Here is a 20,091-nt window from a genome sequence, read left to right as displayed (position 1 = left end):
CCGAAGAGGCCTCGCGTCACGGGTTGACGGCGAGGACCAGGAACGAGGCCAGCAGCACCAGGTGCACACCGCCCTGCAGCCGGGTCGCGCGGCCGGGGACGACGGTGAGCACGCTGACCGCGATCGTCAGCGCGAGCAGCACGATGTGGGTCGCGCCGAGGCCCAGCAGCAGCGGCCCGTCCAGCCAGATCGACGCCAGCGCGATGGTCGGGATGGTGAGCCCGATGCTCGCGATCGCCGAACCGTAGGCGAGGTTGAGGCTGGTCTGCATCCGGTCGCGCCGGGCGGCCCGCGTCGCGGCGAGGGTTTCGGGCAGCAGCACCAGCAGCGCGATGACGACACCGACGAACGACTGCGGGAAACCGGCCGCGCTGACTCCGGCCTCGATGGCGGGCGACTCGACCTTCGCGAGACCGACGACGGCGACCAGCGCGACCAGCAGCAGTCCGAGGCTGGTCAGCGCGGCCTTGTTGGTCGGCGGCTCGGCGTGCTCTTCCTCCTTGACGGTGCCGTCGGTGTCGACCGGCAGGAAGAAGTCACGATGGCGCACGGTCTGGGTGAGCACGAAGAGGCCGTAGAGAAGCAGCGACGCGACGGCGGCGAACGTGAGCTGCGTGCTGCTGAAAGCAGGCCCTGGGGTGCTGAAGGTGAACGTCGGCAGCACGAGGGTCACGGCGGCGAGGGTGGCCACGGTGGCGAGGGCGCCGCCACTGCCCTCCGGGTTGAAGTGCGTCTCGCCGTAGCGGCGGGCACCCACCATGACCGAGATGCCGACGATGCCGTTCGTGGTGATCATCACCGCGGCGAACACCGTGTCGCGGGCCAGCGTCCCAGCCTCGGGGCCGCCCGAGGACATCATCGTGACGATCAGCGCGACCTCGATGACCGTGACCGCGATCGCCAGCACCAACGAGCCGAAGGGTTCGCCGACGCGGTGCGCGACCACTTCGGCGTGATGCACCGCGGCCAGCACCGTCGCGCCCAGGGCGAGCGCGACGATGGCCACCGGCACCGGGCCCAGATCGCGGCCCCAGCTCAGAGCCAAGACGACGATGGCGAGGACCGGGGTGACGGTGGTCCAGGACACGGGGAATCGTCTGCGCGTGGCGGCCATGACGTCACTTTCGCACACCCTGCGTGACGTCGCCCCTCCATGTGGGGCACAGGGTGACGAACTTCTTAGTGGATGCCGACACCGTCCAGAAAGGTCCCGACGAGGAGGTCTGCGGCGCGCGGGGCGTCCAGGTCCTCGCGCGAGGCGAGATGGAGGAGCTGGATCAGCAGACGGCTCGCCCAGCCGTCCGGGACGTCCGCTCGGAGGAACCCCTCGTCGGTGGCGCGCCGGAGGAACGAGTCCACGTCGGCGGTGAGCCGGCTTCGACGCTCCTGGATGGACGGTTCGGTGCGCATCCGGGTCAGCTCGACCGGCCAGGCGCGGTTGACCTCGATGATGCCCTCGACGTAACGGTGCAGAGCCACGGGGACCGCCGACTCGGTGAGCCGGGCGCCGCGGACCACCTCTTCGACCGCGGTCAGCCGGGAGTCGTAGATGGCCGCCAAAAGGTCTTCACGGGAGGCGAAGCGCCGATAGACGGTGCGCCGGTCTACTCCGGCTTCGGCGGCGATCGCGCCGATGCTCGTCGATGGGTCGCTCGCCAGCATCCGCGCGCCCGTGGTCAGGACCGCTTCGAGATTGCGCGCCGCATCAGCTCTCACGTTCGGGAATGTATCACACACCTGTGTCGTTAACTGCAATAAGTGCTACGTTGGTGTGACATTTAAGGAAGGTGGAACGGTGATCGCGAACGACAAGCTCTTCATCGGAGGCGAATGGACGACGCCGAGCGATCCGACGCCGCTGGACATCGTGTCCCCTCACGACCAGTCCTTGCTGGGGCGCGTCGTCCAGGCCCTTCCCGCCGACATCGACCGTGCCGTCGCCGCGGCCAGGACCGCTTTCGACGAAGGACCGTGGCCGCGGACCCCGCCGGAGGAACGGATCGCGGTTCTTCGGCGGCTCAACGCCTTGAGGGAGGCCCGCGCGGCCGAGATCGCCGAGCTGATCTCGGCCGAGAACGGCTCGGCCCTGTGGTTCACGCGGGCCGGTCAGCCCGGAGTGGGACGGCTGGCCGTCTCGTACCTGAAGGCGGCCGAGGAGTTCGGCTGGGAGGAGACGCTCACGCCCTCGGACCCGTCCGCGCCGTTCCGTTCGATCGTGCGCCGGGAACCGATCGGCGTGGTGTCCGCGATCATCCCGTGGAACTCACCGTTCTCGGCGTCGATGGCCAAGATCGTCCCGGCGCTGCTCGCGGGGAACACGGTCGTCCTCAAGGTCTCGCCGGAGAACTCGCTCAGCATGAGCCTGCTCGCGGACCTGCTGGCGGAGGCCGGGCTGCCGTCCGGGGTGATCAGCGTGCTGCCTGCGGACCGCGAGACCAGCGAGTACCTGGTGAAACACCCCGGAGTCGACAAGATCGCGTTCACCGGCTCGACCGCCGCGGGGCGCCGGATCGCGTCGCTGGCGGGTGCGCAACTCAAGCGGGTCAGCCTGGAACTAGGCGGCAAATCCGCGGCCGTGATCCTGCCTGGCGCCGTGCTGGAGGACGCGATCGCCGGGCTGAGGTTCGGGTCGCTGCTCAACAACGGCGAGGCGTGCATCGCGCAGACGCGGATCCTCGCGCCCCGTAGCCGGTACGACGAGGTCGTCGACGGACTCAAGGAGATGATGGAGTCTCTCGTCGTCGGCGACCCGGCCGACGAGAAGACCTTCATCGGCCCGATGGTGCGGCCCGGTCAGCAGCAACGGGTGCGCGACTACATCGAGATCGGCGCCGCCGAGGGCGCGCGGCTGGTCACCGGAGGTCCCGAGATCCCGGACGGCCTCGAGAAGGGCAACTACGTCACGCCGACGTTGTTCGCCGACGTCGACAGCGCGATGCGGATCGCCCAGGAGGAGATCTTCGGGCCGGTGCTCGTCGTCCTGCCTTACGACGACGAGGACGACGCGATCCGCATCGCGAACGATTCCGAGTACGGGCTCTCCGGCGGTGTCTGGTCGGCCGACGAAGAGCACGCGCTCGCGGTCGCCCGGCGGATGCGCACCGGGACGGTCACCGTCAACGGGGCGCCGATCGGCTTCGACGGCCCGTTCGGCGGGTTCAAGGCCAGCGGCGTCGGCCGTGAATACGGTGCCGCCGGTCTTGCCCAGTACGTGGAGCTCAAGACCGTCACCGTGCCGAACTCGTGAGTGGTAAAGACGGTTAGAACCGTCTTTACCACTCACGAGACGCAGGCGCGGGGATCTTGATCGTGATCCGCTGGTCCGACGCCAAGATCCGCTGAAGCCGGAACCGGCAGAGGGTATGGAACATCTCGCCCAGTTCCTCAGGGTCGATGCGGCCCTCGAGGTCGCGCCTGCTCGCGTTGAGCACGCGGCTGATCACGGCAGCGGGCACGCGGCCGCCGAACTCGCCCATCAGCCAGACACCGATTTCGCCGATCTCGTCCGTGATCGTGCGCTGCGCGGTCATCAGCCTTGCCCCTCTGCGTCGGAGTGCCGCCGGGTTTGTCCCGGCGACACTCCGACGTGCGATGGGAAACCCCATGACGGAGAATCCGCGAGATTGCTCTACTCGGCGCAATCGACTGTTCCCCAAGGCCCCGAACGTCCACGTTCCGTGCCCGCTCGATGGCGTCAGCGTGAGCACCGGGGGTTCGCCGTCGGTTGCACGGAACCGTGCAGCGGCCCGGGTGATCTCCGGGGAAACCCCGATGCGATCGGCATCCGCGTATGTCAACCTCGGTAATGACCATTGTGGACAGTCAGAGAGGAGGGCGCACGCGTAGTGGCCCCACCAAGGGATGAAGTAGTCGCGAAGTGGATCGAGGAACTGACGGCCTTCACCGAGCTTTACCGGGCGGCGGAGATCGAAGGGTCGGCGGAGGCGGTGTCACACGCGGGGTGGCACGCCGGGGCCAGGCTCGGGCCGGACACCGCGAGCGGGCGGTTGCTGGCCTACAACGAGTCGGGTGTCGAGGCGGAGTGCGTCTTCCGTGAGGGAGAGCGCACGCTGTTCAACATCATGAGCACCGGGTACGGGAACGACACCACCGAGCGAGGGTTCGCGGTGTGGAGTTCGCGGCCGGGCGTGCTCGGCGCGATCGATGCCGGCGTGACCCGGCTGGAGGTGGCCGACACGGACGGCATGGTCGTCCCGGCCGACATCGTGGCCCACACCTTCGCCGTCGATGTGGACCTGGGGCCGGCGCCCCAGAACATGGACGAGGTGTTCGCGCCGTGGGAGCCGCCGGAGTTGACGGTCCGGGTGTACGGCGAGGGCGACACGTTGCGGTACGAAGGTCCGCTGCTGATCAGTTGACCGACCGGTGTCCTCGAGGGGCTGCGGCCCCTCGAGGACACCCGTCTGTGTACCGGAGATCTCGAACCCTGAGGAATTCGTATCGAAGTGGATCTTCCCGGATTGATTCCGTTTCGAAAAGCGCCTGTTGATCAAGATCTGATATGTGGCGATCCCTGTGGGTAATTCCGCCATTTGCATTCTTGCGCCGATACTTATTCTCTGATTATGTCTGCGACTGGAGGATTGCTCACTGATCTGGGGGGATTGACCGGTGCTCAAGAGAGCTCTCTTTTCGGTGTTCCTTGCCGTCGCGCTGCTGGTTTCGCAGACGCCGGGAGCGCAGGCGCGGACCGCTGACCAGCTGGCGGTCAGTGACGCGGACCGGAATCTGGTCTTCATGCTGATGCTGTACGACCCGAGGGCCACCGTCCGGGCCGCGGCCACCACCGCGTACATCGACGACGCGCAGGACGAGGCGATCACCCGGTTCTTGGCGACGGATTATGCCTTCGCCGTGGAACTGGCCAGGGAAAGCGACGCGACGAATCTCGATTTCGTGCGGCGGGTGCTCGAGACGTATTTGCCCGAATTCGCGCCGGAAGTGCATGCCGCCGCACAACGGGTGGTCAATGGGACCCCGGGAGAGCGCGAGGCTTTCGTGCGCGTCGGGTACGCGGCCGCGCAGGAACGGGATCGACTGGCACGGGAAGCGTCCGGAGAGGCGAAACGGGCGATCATCGAGGCCGATCGGGCGTTCGTCCGCGACCTCGGGCAGACCGATCCCGGCGAGCAGGTCCGCGCGGCCGCGGCTTTCGCGGTGCGACCCGGCGCCGGTGACGGCGCCCTGGTGGAGTTCTTCGCCTACGGCTGGGCCGGTGGGGGACGCCTCGACCTGGACGTTCACCGGGCACGCGCTGCGGACAACGACATCACGTGGAGGATGACCGCCACGCGGTTGGCGAAGGAAGCCCGTGCGGCGGAGAAAGCGGCGCTGGAGGCTTCGGAAGAGGCCGCGGAACAGCTCAGGGCACAGGCCGCTCAAGCGTGGCGTACGGCGGCCGACCGGACCGGCCCGGCGCGCTCGGCATGGGCCGAAGCGGCCGAACTGTCCGCGCGACAGGCCGAAAACTGGCGTGCGGTGGCCGCCGCCGCCCAAGCCGCGACCGGACCGAACTGGCAGGCGATCGGTGGCCCCGCGGTGGGCAATGAGCAGCAATGGTCCGCGGAACACGACTGGGCGGGCGAACGTGCTCAGTACTGGCAGGACCTCCTCGCCGAAGCGCAGGCCGGGGAAACCCGGATGACGCGCACCGCCTGAATCCACCGAGCCGGAGTTCTTTCTCTTTCTTCCTGAACGGGAGTTGACGATGCGTGCGTTGACGCGGTCGAGCCGAAGATCGTTCCTGGTGTTGTTGTCCGTGGCCGTGCTCGCCGGGTTGGTCCAGCCCGCCTCCGGAGCCCCGCGAGCCGGTTGGTCGATGGCGTCCGCCGTGGACGTGCAGTCGGGTGAGCCGCGACCGATGCCCGAGTCGTGGTGGCGGGATTGGGACGGCACGTCCGGCCAGGTGAATCTGGGCGACCCCAGGCTGCGGCAGCTCGTCGCGGACAACGCCGAGCTGCACGAGGACGTCGAGGTCAGGGAAGCCGCGACTGCGGCACTGGCCCAGGGCGAAGCCGGGATCTTCGAGTTCCTTGCGACCGGCCACGAAAACGCCATGGCCCGGGCGGCGGCACGCAAACAGGAGGCCGCCCGGCAAGACCGCGCCAAGGTCGAGGCGATGGCGGGCACTGGCGGACCGTACCTCGAAGCCGGGGTCAGCCGGGTCCTCGCCGGTTCGGACGCCGATCGTTCGAACTTCGTCGCCTACGGCGCGGAGATCGAGCGCTCCCGGGACGAACAAGTGGTGGCGGACGTGCGGGCGAGGGCCGCGCTGCTGCGCTCCCGGACCGAGATGTTGGCCGGCGTGGGCGGTCTCGAAGTACGTACGGCCGCCCAGCTCGCGTTGTCCCGAGGGGATGCGGCGATCGCCGAATTCCTCAACGGCGGATATCTGGTGGCTTCCAAAAAGGACGCAGACGCTCGCGAAGCATATCTGCGTGAACAGGAGGAACGCGCCAAGGCCGCCGAGCAGCTCACCGATCTGGCCAAGCGGGCCGCTCGGGCATCGACCGCACGGAAGAATCTGCTCATCGCGCACGGCAACGGCGTGCGGGCCTTGGAGTGGGCGGCCAATGGGATGATCGCCGCGGCCAACGAGGCCCGTCGCGCCGCACAGATCCTGGCGGCCAACGAGGCAGGCGGCATTCATCCGCCGTCTGCGTTCGACGAAGTGAAACGGGAAGCGACCCGGCAACTCGATGCGGCGCAGCGCGCGGTGACCGACGCACAGCAGGCCTCGGCCACCGCGACGGTCGAGGCGAACGTCCTCGTCGAGGTGAACCTGCCCTACGGCGCGAAGTGGGCCGAGATGGCCAGGGGGATGGCCGCGGCCTCGGAGGCGGCCGCCGGTGCCGCCCAGACCGCTCGACAGGCCATCGACGCCACCGCCGCGGTCGATGCCGCGCGGAACGCGCAGGAGAAGGCGGAACGGCACGCCGAGGAAGCCGCGAAATGGCGTACCCACGCCGAAGAGCACGCTCGTTCGGCGGCCAGGGTGGCCGAAGCGGCGCGGGTACAGGCGGTCGCGGCGCAAGAGGCCGCCGCTCGGACCAAACAGGCCCGCATCGAGGCGGAGCAGGCCGAACAGGCGGCGTGGCGGGAAGCGGCGAAGGCACATGAGGCCCGGCTGCGGGCGGACGACGAGCAGCGCAAGGCCGCAGACCAGCGCCGGATCGCGGAGCAGGAACGGGCGAACGCGGCCAACGAGCGCGCCGCGGCGGAGCGTGACGCGACGACGGCCAGGACCAAACGCGGCGAGGCCGAACGGCAGGCAGGCCTCGCCCATGACGCGCGGGGCCGTGCCGAAGAGCAGGACCGGACGGCGCAGCAGGCGGCGGACAACGCGGTCGCCGAAGACCGGAAGGCCACCGAGGCGCGTGGGAAGGCCTTCTCCGCTGAACAGGCGAGGCAGGCAGCGGAAGCGAAGGCGCAGGCACTGGCGGCGGGTGCGGCCGCCGCGGCAGGCACCGGATACGAACAAGAAGCGAAGAACGCGGCCGCCCAGGCCCGGACCGAAGCGGGACAAGCGGAGCAGGCCGCGAGAGAGGCGCGTACCGCGGCCGACGCGGCCACCGGTGCGGCCGTCAGCGCGCGTACTCACGCCACCGAGGCGACCAGGGCCGCTGCGCGGGCCCGTGCCGCGGCGGATCAAGCGACCTTCCACGCCAAAGAGGCCGACAAGTGGGCGCGGGAGGCCGAGTCGGCTGCCGCGGCCACCCATGCCCTGGCGGAGCTGTCGAACGCCAAGGCGGCTGAAGCGACGGTCTTCGAAGTGAAGGCCGCGGAGGCGGCACGAGCGGCGACGCGGCTGGCCGAACAAGCGGCGGAGCAGGCATTCCTTTCGTTGCGCGCGGCCGAACGCACGAAGGCCGAGGCGGACGCGGCGGCGGGGGAGGCGGTGTCCGCCGCGACCCAGGCCGGCATCGCCGTACGGGCCGCGCAGGGGGCACGTGCTTCCGCTCAGGGTGTCATCGAGCGCGCGAACACCGCCGTCACGATCGCTTTGCCGTTCACCGGCACCGATCTGGGCGCGGACTTCGTGCAGTGGGTGGCCGAAGAGGCACGGCGGGTGGGTGCCGAGCAGGCGGCGGCCGCCGAGCGGCAGGCGGTGGCGGCCCAGGAAGCGGCGAGGTTGGCACGGGAAGCCGCTGATCGCGCCGCAGCCGAGGCCAAGCCCGCATACGAGGCGGCGGCGCAGGCCGCGGCTTCGGCCGGTGCCGCGGCGAGGTCGGCGGCCGACGCGCAGAAGGCCGCGGCCGACGCGGCGGCGGATGGCGCGGCGGCCAGGGCCGCGGGTGACCGAGCCCGGCAGGCCGACGCGCAGGCCAAGGCCGACGCGGCCGCGGCTCGGCAATCCGCCAACACGGCGAGCAACGACGCGGCCATCGCGGGCAAGGCGGCGACCGCGGCCGAAGCGGACGCCACCGCGGCGCGGGATGCCGCGACCAGGGCGGAGAACGACGCGATCGCCGCCCGCGACGCCGCGAGCAAGGCCGAAACCGACGCGGCCGCTGCCCGTAAGGCGGCTGATCACGCCCAGGAAGCCGCCGACAGGGCGGCCGACGCGGCCGCCAACGCCCAGTCTTCGGCCACCGACGCACAGAAGGCCGCGGACCGGGCCGAAGAACAGGCTCGCCGTGACGAGGCCGAGCGCCGTCGTCAGGTGTCGGGGCAGCTTGAGCCAGGTGAAGCGGATCTGACGGCCGATGAAGTGGAGATGCTGCTGGCCTCGGACGCTGGCGGGGACATCCAGGCCTACCGGGACGCGTTGCCCGCGGTGAACAAGACGATCCCGGAGTTCCTGCTGGAGGTCGGCGCGGAGGCACTGAACGGTCTTCTCGGCATCGACGACGCGAAGAAATGCTTCGGCGAAGGGAACATCGAAAGCTGCATCTGGACGATCATCAACATCGGCAACTTCATCGTCATCCTCGGAAAACTGCCGGTCATCGGGAAGGCGATCGTTCGCGTGGTCGCCGGGGTGGTCAAGTACGTGGAAGCGTCCGACCTCGGCCGCAAGGTGCTGGGCCGGGTCCGTTCCGTCTTCTCCCGGTTCAGGCTGGACTGCGTCGTCCAGCTGGCCGAGGAGGTCGTCCCCAACGGGACAGCCTCGACGTACACCACCGCGGACGTCGGGATCCAGGCGAAGGTCTGCCTGGTCAAGAAGCCGGTGATCACCCAGCATGGCCGGGACCATTCGTTCGGCAGGCACGCCCACGAGTGGTTCGGGCGCGAAGTCACCGGTGCGGACATGCCTGAGTGGACCGCCATGCTCGAACGGGGTATCAAGAGCAAGAAGATCGTGCCGTGGCGCAGCGGCAGTGCGGAGACCTGGGCGATGATCAACCGGATCGGCAACGACTGGTTCGTGGTGCAGATCGACCGGGTGACCAGTGAGCTCGTCACCGCCTTCAGGCCCAATTCGGGGCAGCTGTCGGCGATGCTCAAGCTTTTGAAGGAGTGAGATGACCACATTCCGCCGGGAACTGATCCCGGCAGGGTCGCATCTTTCCCTGGCGGTCTATTCGACGAGAAAGACCAGCGAAGCCGTCTTCGGCACGATGGTGCAGCTCGTCCGTGGGAGTGTCGAGTCGAGCGCCCGGTATGTGGAAGTCGCACCGCGATCGGCGGTGGACGACGAGTCGGTCGAAGTGCAGCGGGTTCTCGCCGAAATCGACTTCGGCGAGAACGGCGTTCCCGCCGATCTGCCGACGGATCCCGGCCAGGTGCCGATCCGCGCCTATGTCAGGACGAAACGGTTCGGGCCGATCGTGATCGAGCGGGTCATGGTCTTCGATCGGACGCTCCGGGAACGGCAAGCTGTGGAGGCGCATCTGGCCGATGACGAGCTGGGGATTCCGCCGGGGCTCTGGTCGGGCAAGGACCGGCGCCGGGCGCTCGCCCGCTACGACTGGGCGAGCGAGTTGTTCAAACAGGTGTGCGTGCGGTCCGACGCGCTCTACGGACATCTGGCGAACGAAGCCACCTTGCCGACTCCCGCGCAGATCCACGACGGCCTCCGGGTGGAAGGCGCGGTGTTTCTCTCCGCCGAGATCATCGGCTCGTCGGGCGGTTTCGTCGAAGGAATGAAAGCGCGATACGGACAGAACGTGGTGACCGAACTCGAGAACGGCGTCGTGCTGGACGGACTCGTCCAGTTCGGAAAGACCGGGGTCACCTTTCAGAACTCGGCGGAGTTCACCGCCGAGATCACCGAATTCCTGTCGAAAAAGCTTCGCGCTGCGGCGCGCTGAGAATATCGAACGAATCTGGAGGGGTTTTGAGAAAGGGAACACTGGGCAGAGCCGTGCTTCCGGTCGCCATCGCACTGGTCGTCGGGATGACGCATCCGGTGACGGCCGCCGCGGCCCCCGCGGCCGGGCAGCAGGTACAGGCGATCCCCGCGGCGTCGCAACAGGAAAAGGCGAAAGCGCTCACCGAACTGGGGATCGAACCGACTCCGGCGCTGCTGCGGCTGACCGACCGCAACTTCGTCTTCGAGGTCTGGAAGCTCGCCGCCGGCGCCGAGGTGCGGGCCTCCGCCGAACTCGCCATGACACCGTCGAACGACGACGCGTGCACACAGTGGATCAAGACCGGGGCCAAGGAGGCCCGCGCCCGAGACCGGGCCAACGAGCAGCGAGACGTGGAAACGGCCCGGCAGGCCATCGAACTCAAACGCAACGGCGCGGCGGCCATCTACATCACGGTCGTCGATTCGGACGTGTTGCTTCGCAGCTACCGGGACTTCGTGTTCTGGCTTTGGGAGCGAGCGCCCGGACCGAAGGTGAAGGCAGCGGCGTGGGCGGCGTTCGAAGGAACCGAAGCAGCGCAGAAAGAGTTCCTGCGCCAGGGAATCTTCGAGACACACGCCCAGGATCAACAGGACAAACGAGACGCCGACCAAGAGAAGTCGGAAGCGGAAAAGGCGGTCGAAGCCTGGAACGCCACCAAGTCCGCGGCCGCGGCCAGGGTCGGGCTGGTGCCGAACGCGTCGCTTCTGGTGCTCCCGGACGACGGGTTCATTTGGGAGATCTGGGAGCGCAGTATCCAGGGCAGTGAGCTGTATCTGGCGGCCACGAGCGCGGTGCGCAGCAAGGAACCGGTGGTCTGGAAGGAATTCATCCAGACCGGCGTCCACGCGGCGCACGGCAGGGACCGGCAGAACGCGCTCGCCAAACGAGACGAGGACAATCGTCGCCGGGTACAGCAGATCGGTGCCAAGGCGACCAACAGCATGGTCCGTCCCGCCCTCGCGGAAGCGGCCAGGGTCGCGCTGGCAGGCACGGCGGAAGACGTCGAACGCTTCCTCGCGGTCGGCCAGAGCCTGGCACTGGCCCAGTCATTGGGCGCGGTCAAGCTCGGCAACCGGGGTTCGTACATCAGCGAGCCGTACGGGGCGGTCGTTCCGGCCACCACACAGCCCACCTTCGCCTGGAAGATCATGCCCGGACTGGCGGACCCGAACTGTGTCTCGCTCGAATCACCCACCCGTCCCGACTTCTTCGTGCTGCAGATCGACGGTGAGGTCGTCGTCAGGCCCAGTGACGACACCGACGGCTTCCGCCGGAACGCCACCTGGTGCGTCCGCCCCGGGGCACTCAGCGGCGGCGGTGTGTCGTTCGAGTCCGTGGGCAGGCCCGGCGCGTTCCTGCGGCACAAGGGTGGCCTGGTCGCGGGGAAGAACGGCCCGTACTGCGTGCCGACCGGGCCGCCGCAGCCTGGTCAGCTGCCCGGCGAGATCTGTATGGACCGGGACCACCCCGACTACTTCGCGGTTGAGGCGACCTGGGTGGTCGACGCGCCGGCACCGCCGGAAACGACCGAAATCGTCAAGCGCTACCTCAACGACGACGCGATCCGGTCGAGGCTCGGCGGTCCGATCGCCGCGGAAGTGACCGACGGCACGGTGCGGTTCCGCGATTACGCGAAGGGCAGGCTCTACTGGAGCCAGCGGACCGGGGTCAAGCAACTGGAAGGGTTGATCTTCGCCGAGTACCGCCGCATCGGTGCGCATCAGGCGCCGGACTTCGGCCCGCCGACGACCGACGAGACCGGGACACCGGACAAGGTCGGCCGGTACAACCATTTCCTCGGTGGCGGTTCGATCTACTGGACGTCCGGAACCGGCGCGCATGAGACCCACGGTCCGATCAAGGCCAAGTGGGCCTCCATGGACTGGGAGCGGTCGTACCTGAAGTACCCCACCAGCGGGGTTGAGACGGTGGGTGCGATCCAGCGTCAGCTTTTCCAGGGTGGCCGTATCGAGCATGATCCGGCGACAGGCAAGACCACGGCCTATCGGCAGTGAATACGTGATGGCCCCCTTCACCGCGTTAGACGCGGTGAAGGGGGCCATCACGTACTTGGAGATCAGCCGTTCGAGGTCGTGATGACCGCGAACTTCGAGCCCTGGCTGGCGATCCGCTCGCTGAGATCGGTGGTGATCGTCTCGATCGGTGCGTAGTTGTTCAGTTCGCCCGCCTGGCAGGGGCCGGACCGGGACTGCTGGTTGCCGATCAGGATGCCCAGTGCCGCGTGATCGGCCTGGCTGAACAGCGGTCCGCCGCTGTCGCCCGGCCGGGCGCAGAGGTCGGTGTTGATGCCGACGTCCGTGGAGAGGACACGGCCGCAGCGGGTTCCGACGAGGTAGCCGGCGCCCGCGCCACTGTCGACGGAATCCGGGTAGTTCACCGCGCTGGACGCCGTCCCGCTGGCGCAGACGACCCACCCGGCCTTGATCTCGGCGAGCTTGCGGGTGCCGGTGATGTATTCGTCCACCGAGGTGGCCTGCGCACCGCACGGGGTGTCACCGTTGCTGTCCATGCCACCGTTGCGGCAGTACTTGAGCACCCGGTTACGACCGGTCTGGCCTTCGAGCCACTTCGTGGCCGCCGCGTTGTCGACGTACGGCAGAGCCGCGTAGTCGTACGGATACGAGCTCTTCTCGATGCCGTGCTGCTGCAGCACGGCATTGCCGTTGTGCTGGGTGGGCGTGTTGTTGGTCTTCGTCCTCATGCAGTGCCCCGCGGTGAGAACCCAGCCCTTGCCGGGGAAACCGCCGCCGGTGGACCGCAGGTTGAAGCCGCTGGTGCAGCCGCCCCAGGTGCCGTCGTCCCGCTTCATGTCCAACCGGATACCGCCACGCATGGGGCCGTAGTTGGTGCAGTAGAGCGGATGACAGAAACCCAGGTCCACGTTCGGCGTGGCCAGCGCGTTCGGGTTCGCCAGGACGCGGGAAACGACCACGCCGGGTTCCGCCGCCGCGGCCTGGCGGGCGGTATTCACTTCGGCGGTCACGACGTCGCCGGCGGCACGCATGGCCACCTTCTCCTGAGCCACCCAGGAGCGTTCCCACAGCACGACGCGGTTCTCGGACTCACTCACCGACGGCAGGTAGACCGCTTCCGGTCCCGCGCCGACCTTGGCCGCGACGCGTTCCTTCGCCGCCGTGAGCTGCTGCAACGAGTGCTGGACCCGTTGTGTGCGGACATCGGCCCTGGCGGGCATCGCCTTGAGATACGGCTCGGCCCTGGCGGGTTCGGTCATGGCCACGACCAGCTGGCCCTTGCCCTGGTCGAGCCACATGCCCCCGTATTCGGCGCCGCGATCACGTCGCAGCAACTCGTCCAGTTTGACGCCGTCGGTCTGCAACTCCAGACGGCGCAACGCCTCCTGCTCGTTCACCTGGTAGGTCTCGACCAGGTAGCGCACCGACTCCCGCACCGTGGCGGGGTCGAGCGAGGTGTGGAACGACTGCACGGTGTCGGCCAACGCCGGGCTGCCCAGTGCTGTGGTCGCTGCCAGCACCGAAACGGCCAGGGCCCCCAGTCTTCTAGCTCTCCGCACGAGATCTCCTCACATGTCAGGGACTTCGCGATCATTTAACCGGAGGACGCCGGGCAGGCGGGGAGATTTTCCAACAATGCGGCGGAATCGCGGGCCCCGTGCCGACAATCCGGCCGACACGGGGCGAATCGGGCTACAAGCTCGGTTCCCGGCGCTGTTTACCTTGGCGCGCTTTGACAATCCAAGCGCCGAAGAGAGTCAGGAGACCGACACAGGTCCCTGCCGACGCACCGATCTCCGGTGTGCTGATCTTGACGAGACCGACGATGATTCCGCCGCCGATCGTCAGGAGGAGGCACATCCGCAGTGTCGGAGCCCAGCCGGCGAGGACCGCCATCGCCAGGCAAAGCCAGCTGTCGCGAGCCTGCACTTTGCGGTGGCGACCCGGGCTCCTCAGGAGAGGTCGCGCCGCGCGGATCATTTCCGCGGAGGTGGCGACCCGAGGCGGCGGCTTTTCGATGTGCTCTATGACAACTTTGACCCGTTGGGGCGGGTCGCTGTCTGGTGCCTTCGCGTTCTCAGGCTGTAGGGTCACGGCTGTCCTGTCCTTGTTCTAGCGAGCGGGCGATTGGGACATCCGCGTGGCCTCCTGTTACAGCAGGGGGCCACGCGTGCGTTACCGGGTCTTCACTCGGTGCAGCTGAAGACATCTTGTCGAAAGCAGTCTGTGACCGTTCAGTAGTACAGCGTGTGTCGCGCTGAACGGTATGCACGCGTCGCTCAGCGGTCCGAGTGACTCCTGAAGCTACTCAAAGTAGTCGGCGGCATCGAATGGACCAGAGCCGTCAACCGGACTCGGCAGCCCGGCGGCCTGTCTTCTCGGCGCCGTGCCTGGTCACCGCGACTTGCGCCGACGCAGTGATCTCCGCAGGTGGAGAACCATGCCGACGACGTTGCACACACCGGTTCCGCGGGAGTGAAAGATGCTGATCGCAACTGCCGGGTACGGTCAACTTCAGCCAAAACCGACGGGAATCGAGCATTCGCGCTCACGGTGAGTTCACCCGAACAGGTAGCTGGCTGCCTTTCGTCGCCTCACCTGGCTCACGAACAGCGAGTGACTGCTCTGATCGGTTGGTCACACTCCGGACAGGTCGCCGTCGGCTGTCCGCGTGCGGCGTTCCGTGGCGTGAAGGCTGCTCAGCAGCGCGAGAGCCCGGGAGCTGGGGGTGGCGGGTTCGGCGTGGTAGATGATCAATTGCTGCCCGGGAACACTGCGGACGTCGAAAGCCTGATAGGTGAGGGTCAGCGGGCCGACGTCGGGGTGCACGAGATGTTTGGGTTCGCGCGTTTTGCCGCGCACCTGATGGGTCTCCCACAATTCGCGGAAGAGCGCGCTGCCTTCGCCGAGTTCGGCCACCAGATCTCGCAGACCGGAGTCCTGCGCGTCGAAGCCCGCGGCCACCCGCAGATTTGCCACGGTGGCCTGCGCGGTCCAGTCCCACCGCGCGTAGAACCGTCGCGCCGCGGGGTCGAGAAAGGTCATCCTGGCGAGGTTGCCCACCGCGCGGAACGGTGAGAACAGCGCGTCGGCGAGGGTGTTGGTGGCCAGGACGTCCAGGACGCGGTCGAGCACGAAGGCGGGGGTGTTCGAGTAGCCGTCCATGAGCTGCCGCAGTTCGGGGCTGACGGTCCGACGCACCGGCGCGGGTGCGCCGTCCGGTGTCGCCCCGGCCAGCCGGTAGAGATGCTCGCGGGAGTCGGGGTCGAGATCCAAGGCGCGGCAGAGAGCGTCGAGCACTTGCGGCGACGGACGGGTTTCGCGGCCCTGCTCCAGGCGGGTGTAGTAGTCGGCGTTCACCCCGGCGAGCACGGCGACTTCTTCGCGGCGCAGTCCGGGCACCCGGCGCCTGCCGGAATAGCGCACGCCCGCGTCTTCGGGGGTCCGCCCCGCGCGGCGTGCGCGCAGGAACGTTCCCAGTTCGCCAGTGCCCATGGAGCCAGGGTAGGTCGCCGCTTGTCGTGGTGCCTGGGTGTGGCACACCCAGGCACCACGTGTCCTGCCATCGGCTTTCGCCGTCGTCGACGCTGATCGGTATGACTAGCGATACTGACGTGGTCGGCATGTGGGTCACCGCGGACGGGCACATCCGGCAAGAGCTCCGCGCCGACGGACGCTACGACGAAGCGCGCGGTGAGCGGCGCAGCGCCTACACCGGGCGCTACACGGTGACCGGCAACCATCTCGACTACGTGGACGACACCGGCTTCACCGCGACGGGCGACATCCGCGACGGCGTGCTCTATCACGAGCATCTCGTCCTTTATCGAGAGTCCGCTGGAAGAGAAGACCCGCCTGGACGGCTGGACGGCAAGGTCGCGTTGATCACCGGCGCGACCGGCGGTATCGGACAAGCCACCGCCGAACTGTTCGCCCGCGAAGGCGCGCGCCTGATCGTCACCGACCTCGTCAAGGACGCCACGGAAGAGCTTGCCGAACGCCTGATCGCGGAAGGCGCGGAGGTGCTGGCGGCCGGTTTGGACGTCTCGTCGCCCGAGAACTGGAGCGAGGTCGTCCAGCTGACCGGGCAGCGTTTCGGCAGGCTCGACATCCTGGTCAACCTCGCCGGCGTCGTGGACTGGCCCGGGATCGAGGACACCACGCAGGATTCCTGGGAACGGGTGATCGCGGTCAACCAGACCGGTACCTGGCTCGGGATGAAGACGGCCATGCCGCTGCTGCGCGCTTCCGGCAACGCCTCGATCATCAACACCTCCTCGGTGCTCGGGCTGGTGGGCAGCGGCGCCGCCGCCGCGTACCAGGCGTCCAAGGGAGCGGTGCGGCTGCTGAGCAAGACCGCCGCCGTCGAATACGCGACCCGTGGTGTCCGGATCAACTCGGTGCACCCCGGGGTCATCGCCACCCCGATGATCCAGGACCTCCTCGACGAGCAGGGCGACCGGCAACCGGACATCGTGCGCACTCCCATGCGCCGCGCGGGTTTCCCCGCCGAGGTCGCATCCGTGATGCTCTTCCTGGCCGGTGACGAATCCTCGTTCGTCACCGGGACCGAGCTCGTCGTCGACGGCGGTCTCACCGCCTACTGAACGCCTCGATCTGCTCGCGCAGGATGTCGCCGTGCCCGGCGTGCCGCGCGAAGTCCTCGATCAAGAGCAGGTAGATGAACCGCAAGCTGACGTCACCGGCGCGGGGATGCGTCTTGACGACGTCGAGGTCGAAATCGGCGGCGATCGCCCGGGAGCGCTCACTGGCGCGCTCGAACTCGGTGATCACCTCGTCCAGTGTCTCGTTGTCGGCGACGACGAAACTGGCGTCGCCCGGCGTCGTGCCGCCGTCACATTCGTCCTCGGGCAGGCTCGCGAGGACGTGCTGGAACCAGATTCGTTCGGCGACCGCGGCGTGTTTGAGCAAGCCGATCGGCGTGGTCATGGAGGTGACGAGACGGCGGCGGGCGTCGGCTTCGGACAGGCCGCGCACTACGCCGACGACCTCGGCCCGGTTGCGGTCGAGCATGTACTCGAGCAGACGACGTTCGGCGCCGGTGGTGGTTTTCGCCATCGACCAGGTCATTGTCGGCTCGATTCGCTCAGCTGAGCAGGAGAAGTGCGTAGTAGGCAAGGAAGTGCTCGACCATGTACGAGCCGCCGGTGGTCTGCGGGAGCGACGCCTGTGTGTGGTCGCGTGCGGCGTCCACCATGGCGGTGATCCTGGCGTCGCCGTCGGGCAGGGCCTGGGCGAGGCGGTACCAGCACCAGGCGCGATGCAGGTTGAGGCCGTGCAGGTGGGCGATCTGCCCGTCGGAGGGATCGGACACGGTCGCCGGGGTGAAGAGCGTCGCGGGTGCCCGGTCGGCGAGGCCTTGAAGGAAACCGTGCAGCCAGTCGGCGAACTCGGGCGCGGGCAGCAGACGGGAGAGGAGTTCGGCTTCGGCCAGGGCGGGGGACAGGAAGTCGGCTCCGGAGGGTTCCCAGGCGCCGGGATAGTCGCGGTCGGATCCGAACCACCGCCAGGCGGTCTCGGTGATGGCCTGGTGCAGCCGGGGGTCACCGTTGTCCGCGAGATGGCGGGCGTAAGGCAGGGCGCGGGACAACCCGAACGCACCGTTTTCGTGTATGCCGTACCGGATGGGATAGGCGGCTCGAGGCAACCAGTCGAGGTAGCGGGTGATGAAGACCTCGCTCAACTCTCGCAGGGCTGTCGACCAGCGCGCGGCATCCGGGTCTTCCCAGGTGGCGATCTCGAAGGTGAGTTCCAGCAGCGCGGACCAGCCGTACGGGCGCTGGGTGGTGCGGTGTTCCTCGGGGGAGAAGAACGCGACCTCACCGGCGAGTGCCTGGGTGGTCAGATGCTCGTCGAGCGTGGCGCGGATCTCCGCGGCCGGTACGAGCTCGGGGTGATGACGCAGCAGGCGAACCAGCACCCAGAACATCTCCACACAGGAATGCCAGTCGAAACTGCCGTAGAAACACGGGTGCGACAGTCGCGGGGCAGGGATGGTCACGCCTTCGAAGTGCCAGTGACTTTCGTGGTGCGGATACTCGCGTACGACGTTCGTCAACGCCGTCCTGGCCAGATCGCCGGCATTCGCCCTCATCAAGCGGTTTCTTTCGGTGGCCCACCCGGTCATCCGCTGCCCCCTGGATTCGCCTTGGCTCCCGAAACAACCCTAGCGATCTATGATGAGAGGCGTGGACGAACGGCCGATCACCACTGCGCAGCGCAACTACCGGCGAGTCGCCGAAGAGCTCGAAAGCATGGAGAACCAGGACCGCTTCACCTACATCTTCCGATCCAGGCTGTGGAGTTCCGGCTCGGTCTCCGGGCCCGGTTCCGAGGAGGTTCAGACCAGGCAGCTGTGCGATCGGCTACCGGGTCTGCTCGACCGGTTCGGAGTGCGCACGATGCTCGATCTGCCGTGCGGGGACTTCGGCTGGCTCAGTGAGGTGGGTCTCGATCTCGAGCGCTACATCGGTGCCGACATCGTCGCGGACCTGGTCGAGCTGAACGCCGCGCGGTTCCGGGACGATCCGGTGCGGGAGTTCCGGGTGCTCGATCTGACCGGCGATCCGCTGCCCTCGGCGGATCTGGTGCTGTGCCGGGATTGTCTGGTCCACCTGAGTTTCGCCGACATCGAGCGCGCACTGCGCAACCTTCGGCGGAGCGGCTCCCGGTACCTCCTCACCACTACTTTCACCGAACTGGGCGCCAACACCGACATCGCGACCGGCGACTGGCGGCCGTTGAACCTGTGCCGGGAACCGTTCGGATTCCCCGAGCCGCTGGCGGTACTGGTCGAGGGATGCACCGAGGAGAACGGCGCCTACGCCGACAAGTCCTTGGGGTTGTGGGAGATCGCCGCGATCGTGGACTGAGCGCACCGGGCGGTCGCGCTCCCAGCATGCGGAACCCCTACTGCGTCTGCCGCACCCTGCCTTAAGTTCCCCGGCATGTCCTCGTCGCGCCGGGCCGCCGCGCTCACCAGGCCCGCTCTGGCGCTCGCCGCCATCGTCGTCCTGGTGGTGCTCTGGCAGCTGGTCACCCTCGCCAAGCTGTGGCCGGAACAGATCGTCCCCGCCCCGGCACGGGTCTGGGATCAGCTTCTGTCCACTTCGGACTCCGCGAACGGTCAGGGCGGCTATGCCGGTTCCACGCTGTGGGAGCGGCTCGGCGTCAGCCTGCGGCGCGTCGGCTATGGGGCGGGGTACGGAATCCTGATCGGCATCGGGCTCGGGCTGGTGATGGGGCTGGTACCGGTCGTCCGCGTGACGCTCGAGCCACTGGTCACCTTCCTTCGCGCCCTTCCGCCGCTGGCGTACCTGAGCCTGCTGGTCATCTGGCTCGGCATCGACGAGGAACCGAAGGTGTACCTGCTGATGGTCGCGGCGTTCCCGCCGGTGGCGGTGGCGACCGCCGCGGCCGTCCTCGGGGTCAACCGGCAGTACGTCGAAGCGGCGCAAGCACTGGGCGCCCGGCGGGCACACGTGCTCGCTTCGGTGATCCTGCCCGCGTCCGCCCCCGAGATCCTGACCGGGATCCGGCTCGCCGTCGGTGTCGCCTACAGCTCCGTCGTCGCCGCGGAAACGGTCAACGGTGCCGACGGTATCGGCGGGATGGTGCTCAACGCCCAGCGCTACAACCAGACGGCGGTCGTCATCCTCGGCCTGTTCGTCATCGGGATCACCGGTCTGCTCATCGACTCGGTGATCGTCGCCCTCGCCCGCCTGCTGTCCCCGTGGCGGGGACGGGTCTGAAACCAGGAG

16 protein-coding genes and 1 pseudogene are annotated in these 20,091 nt (G+C 68.1%); 10 read left to right on the top strand and 7 right to left on the bottom strand.

The genetic code is table 11. The features are described from left to right. Positions 1–16: 16 nt before the first annotated feature. Together BKN51_RS13425 and BKN51_RS13420 are read right to left on the bottom strand one after the other, a co-directional pair. Positions 17–1,114, bottom strand: a complete 1,098-nt coding sequence (locus BKN51_RS13425) for a calcium:proton antiporter (RefSeq protein ID WP_101607961.1) — start codon at positions 1,112–1,114, stop codon at positions 17–19. 65 nt (positions 1,115–1,179) lie between these two features. Then, complete coding sequence (locus BKN51_RS13420) at positions 1,180–1,716, bottom strand: TetR/AcrR family transcriptional regulator (RefSeq protein WP_168214326.1); 537 nt, start codon at positions 1,714–1,716, stop codon at positions 1,180–1,182. Positions 1,717–1,795: 79 nt separating this feature from the next. On the opposite strand from BKN51_RS13420, the gene BKN51_RS13415 reads away from it, so the two are divergent. Beyond that, positions 1,796–3,247 (top strand): aldehyde dehydrogenase, encoded by a 1,452-nt coding sequence (locus BKN51_RS13415; RefSeq protein WP_101607959.1) that lies wholly within the window; start codon positions 1,796–1,798, stop codon positions 3,245–3,247. Positions 3,248–3,272: 25 nt separating this feature from the next. Here BKN51_RS13415 and BKN51_RS13410 read toward each other — a convergent pair whose 3' ends face one another. Continuing rightward, entirely contained in the window at positions 3,273–3,530 is a 258-nt protein-coding gene (locus BKN51_RS13410) for a hypothetical protein (RefSeq protein ID WP_101607958.1), read from the bottom strand. 315 nt (positions 3,531–3,845) lie between these two features. Here BKN51_RS13410 and BKN51_RS13405 point away from each other — a divergent pair, with 315 nt between their 5' ends. The 5 genes from BKN51_RS13405 (at position 3,846) to BKN51_RS13385 (ending at position 12,331) form a co-directional block, all read left to right on the top strand. Further along, positions 3,846–4,379: a hypothetical protein gene (locus BKN51_RS13405; RefSeq protein ID WP_101607957.1), complete on the top strand. Its 534-nt coding sequence runs from the start codon at positions 3,846–3,848 to the stop codon at positions 4,377–4,379. Between the two features lie 253 nt (positions 4,380–4,632). Continuing rightward, positions 4,633–5,679, top strand: a complete 1,047-nt coding sequence (locus BKN51_RS13400; protein ID WP_101607956.1) for a hypothetical protein — start codon at positions 4,633–4,635, stop codon at positions 5,677–5,679. Between the two features lie 49 nt (positions 5,680–5,728). Beyond that, positions 5,729–9,484: a hypothetical protein gene (locus BKN51_RS13395; protein ID WP_146044332.1), complete on the top strand. Its 3,756-nt coding sequence runs from the start codon at positions 5,729–5,731 to the stop codon at positions 9,482–9,484. A gap of 1 nt (position 9,485) precedes the next feature. Then, the gene (locus tag BKN51_RS13390) at positions 9,486–10,274 is read left to right on the top strand and encodes a hypothetical protein (protein WP_101607954.1); all 789 of its coding nucleotides are present in this window, start codon (positions 9,486–9,488) and stop codon (positions 10,272–10,274) included. Between the two features lie 53 nt (positions 10,275–10,327). Further along, positions 10,328–12,331, top strand: a complete 2,004-nt coding sequence (locus tag BKN51_RS13385; protein WP_101607953.1) for an AbfB domain-containing protein — start codon at positions 10,328–10,330, stop codon at positions 12,329–12,331. Positions 12,332–12,393: 62 nt separating this feature from the next. Here BKN51_RS13385 and BKN51_RS13380 read toward each other — a convergent pair whose 3' ends face one another. Both BKN51_RS13380 and BKN51_RS13370 read right to left on the bottom strand, forming a co-directional pair. Then, on the bottom strand, positions 12,394–13,869 hold the full coding sequence (locus tag BKN51_RS13380) for a S1 family peptidase (protein WP_233223166.1): 1,476 nt from the start codon (positions 13,867–13,869) through the stop codon (positions 12,394–12,396). 1,078 nt (positions 13,870–14,947) lie between these two features. Continuing rightward, on the bottom strand, positions 14,948–15,805 hold the full coding sequence (locus BKN51_RS13370; protein WP_101607950.1) for a helix-turn-helix transcriptional regulator: 858 nt from the start codon (positions 15,803–15,805) through the stop codon (positions 14,948–14,950). Between the two features lie 101 nt (positions 15,806–15,906). Here BKN51_RS13370 and BKN51_RS44265 point away from each other — a divergent pair. Together BKN51_RS44265 and BKN51_RS13365 are read left to right on the top strand one after the other, a co-directional pair. Beyond that, a pseudogene (locus tag BKN51_RS44265) lies at positions 15,907–16,128 on the top strand (Atu4866 domain-containing protein); the annotation flags it as partial. Between the two features lie 45 nt (positions 16,129–16,173). Then, positions 16,174–16,917: an SDR family NAD(P)-dependent oxidoreductase gene (locus tag BKN51_RS13365; protein WP_233223392.1), complete on the top strand. Its 744-nt coding sequence runs from the start codon at positions 16,174–16,176 to the stop codon at positions 16,915–16,917. Here BKN51_RS13365 and BKN51_RS13360 read toward each other — a convergent pair. After that, positions 16,904–17,389, bottom strand: a complete 486-nt coding sequence (locus BKN51_RS13360) for a DinB family protein (protein WP_233223167.1) — start codon at positions 17,387–17,389, stop codon at positions 16,904–16,906. The genes BKN51_RS13365 and BKN51_RS13360 overlap by 14 nt on opposite strands. A 28-nt stretch (positions 17,390–17,417) precedes the next feature. Beyond that, the gene (locus BKN51_RS13355; protein ID WP_233223168.1) at positions 17,418–18,425 is read right to left on the bottom strand and encodes a DUF2891 domain-containing protein; all 1,008 of its coding nucleotides are present in this window, start codon (positions 18,423–18,425) and stop codon (positions 17,418–17,420) included. An 85-nt stretch (positions 18,426–18,510) separates the two neighbouring features. Here BKN51_RS13355 and BKN51_RS13350 point away from each other — a divergent pair, with 85 nt between their 5' ends. After that, positions 18,511–19,203, top strand: a complete 693-nt coding sequence (locus tag BKN51_RS13350) for a class I SAM-dependent methyltransferase (RefSeq protein WP_233223169.1) — start codon at positions 18,511–18,513, stop codon at positions 19,201–19,203. A gap of 75 nt (positions 19,204–19,278) precedes the next feature. Beyond that, entirely contained in the window at positions 19,279–20,082 is an 804-nt protein-coding gene (locus BKN51_RS13345) for an ABC transporter permease (protein WP_101607946.1), read from the top strand. The last annotated feature ends 9 nt before the right edge of the window (positions 20,083–20,091 follow it).

Source organism: Amycolatopsis sp. BJA-103, from assembly GCF_002849735.1.
In the GTDB taxonomy this organism is placed as follows: domain Bacteria; phylum Actinomycetota; class Actinomycetes; order Mycobacteriales; family Pseudonocardiaceae; genus Amycolatopsis.
Note: the sequence above shows the minus strand (reverse complement) of the source record. Positions and strands in the feature narration are given on the sequence as shown.

What these genes read in the sequence shown, in the direction of transcription:
- BKN51_RS13390 (WP_101607954.1), top strand. Translation starts at nt 9,486, where the DNA reads ATGACCACATTCCGCCGGGAACTGATCCCGGCAGGGTCGCATCTTTCC.
- BKN51_RS13410 (WP_101607958.1), bottom strand. Translation starts at nt 3,530, where the DNA reads ATGACCGCGCAGCGCACGATCACGGACGAGATCGGCGAAATCGGTGTC.
- BKN51_RS13350 (WP_233223169.1), top strand. Translation starts at nt 18,511, where the DNA reads ATGAGAGGCGTGGACGAACGGCCGATCACCACTGCGCAGCGCAACTAC.
- BKN51_RS13395 (WP_146044332.1), top strand. Translation starts at nt 5,729, where the DNA reads ATGCGTGCGTTGACGCGGTCGAGCCGAAGATCGTTCCTGGTGTTGTTG.
- BKN51_RS13345 (WP_101607946.1), top strand. Translation starts at nt 19,279, where the DNA reads ATGTCCTCGTCGCGCCGGGCCGCCGCGCTCACCAGGCCCGCTCTGGCG.
- BKN51_RS13370 (WP_101607950.1), bottom strand. Translation starts at nt 15,805, where the DNA reads ATGGGCACTGGCGAACTGGGAACGTTCCTGCGCGCACGCCGCGCGGGG.
- BKN51_RS13360 (WP_233223167.1), bottom strand. Translation starts at nt 17,389, where the DNA reads ATGGCGAAAACCACCACCGGCGCCGAACGTCGTCTGCTCGAGTACATG.
- BKN51_RS13355 (WP_233223168.1), bottom strand. Translation starts at nt 18,425, where the DNA reads ATGAGGGCGAATGCCGGCGATCTGGCCAGGACGGCGTTGACGAACGTC.
- BKN51_RS13425 (WP_101607961.1), bottom strand. Translation starts at nt 1,114, where the DNA reads ATGGCCGCCACGCGCAGACGATTCCCCGTGTCCTGGACCACCGTCACC.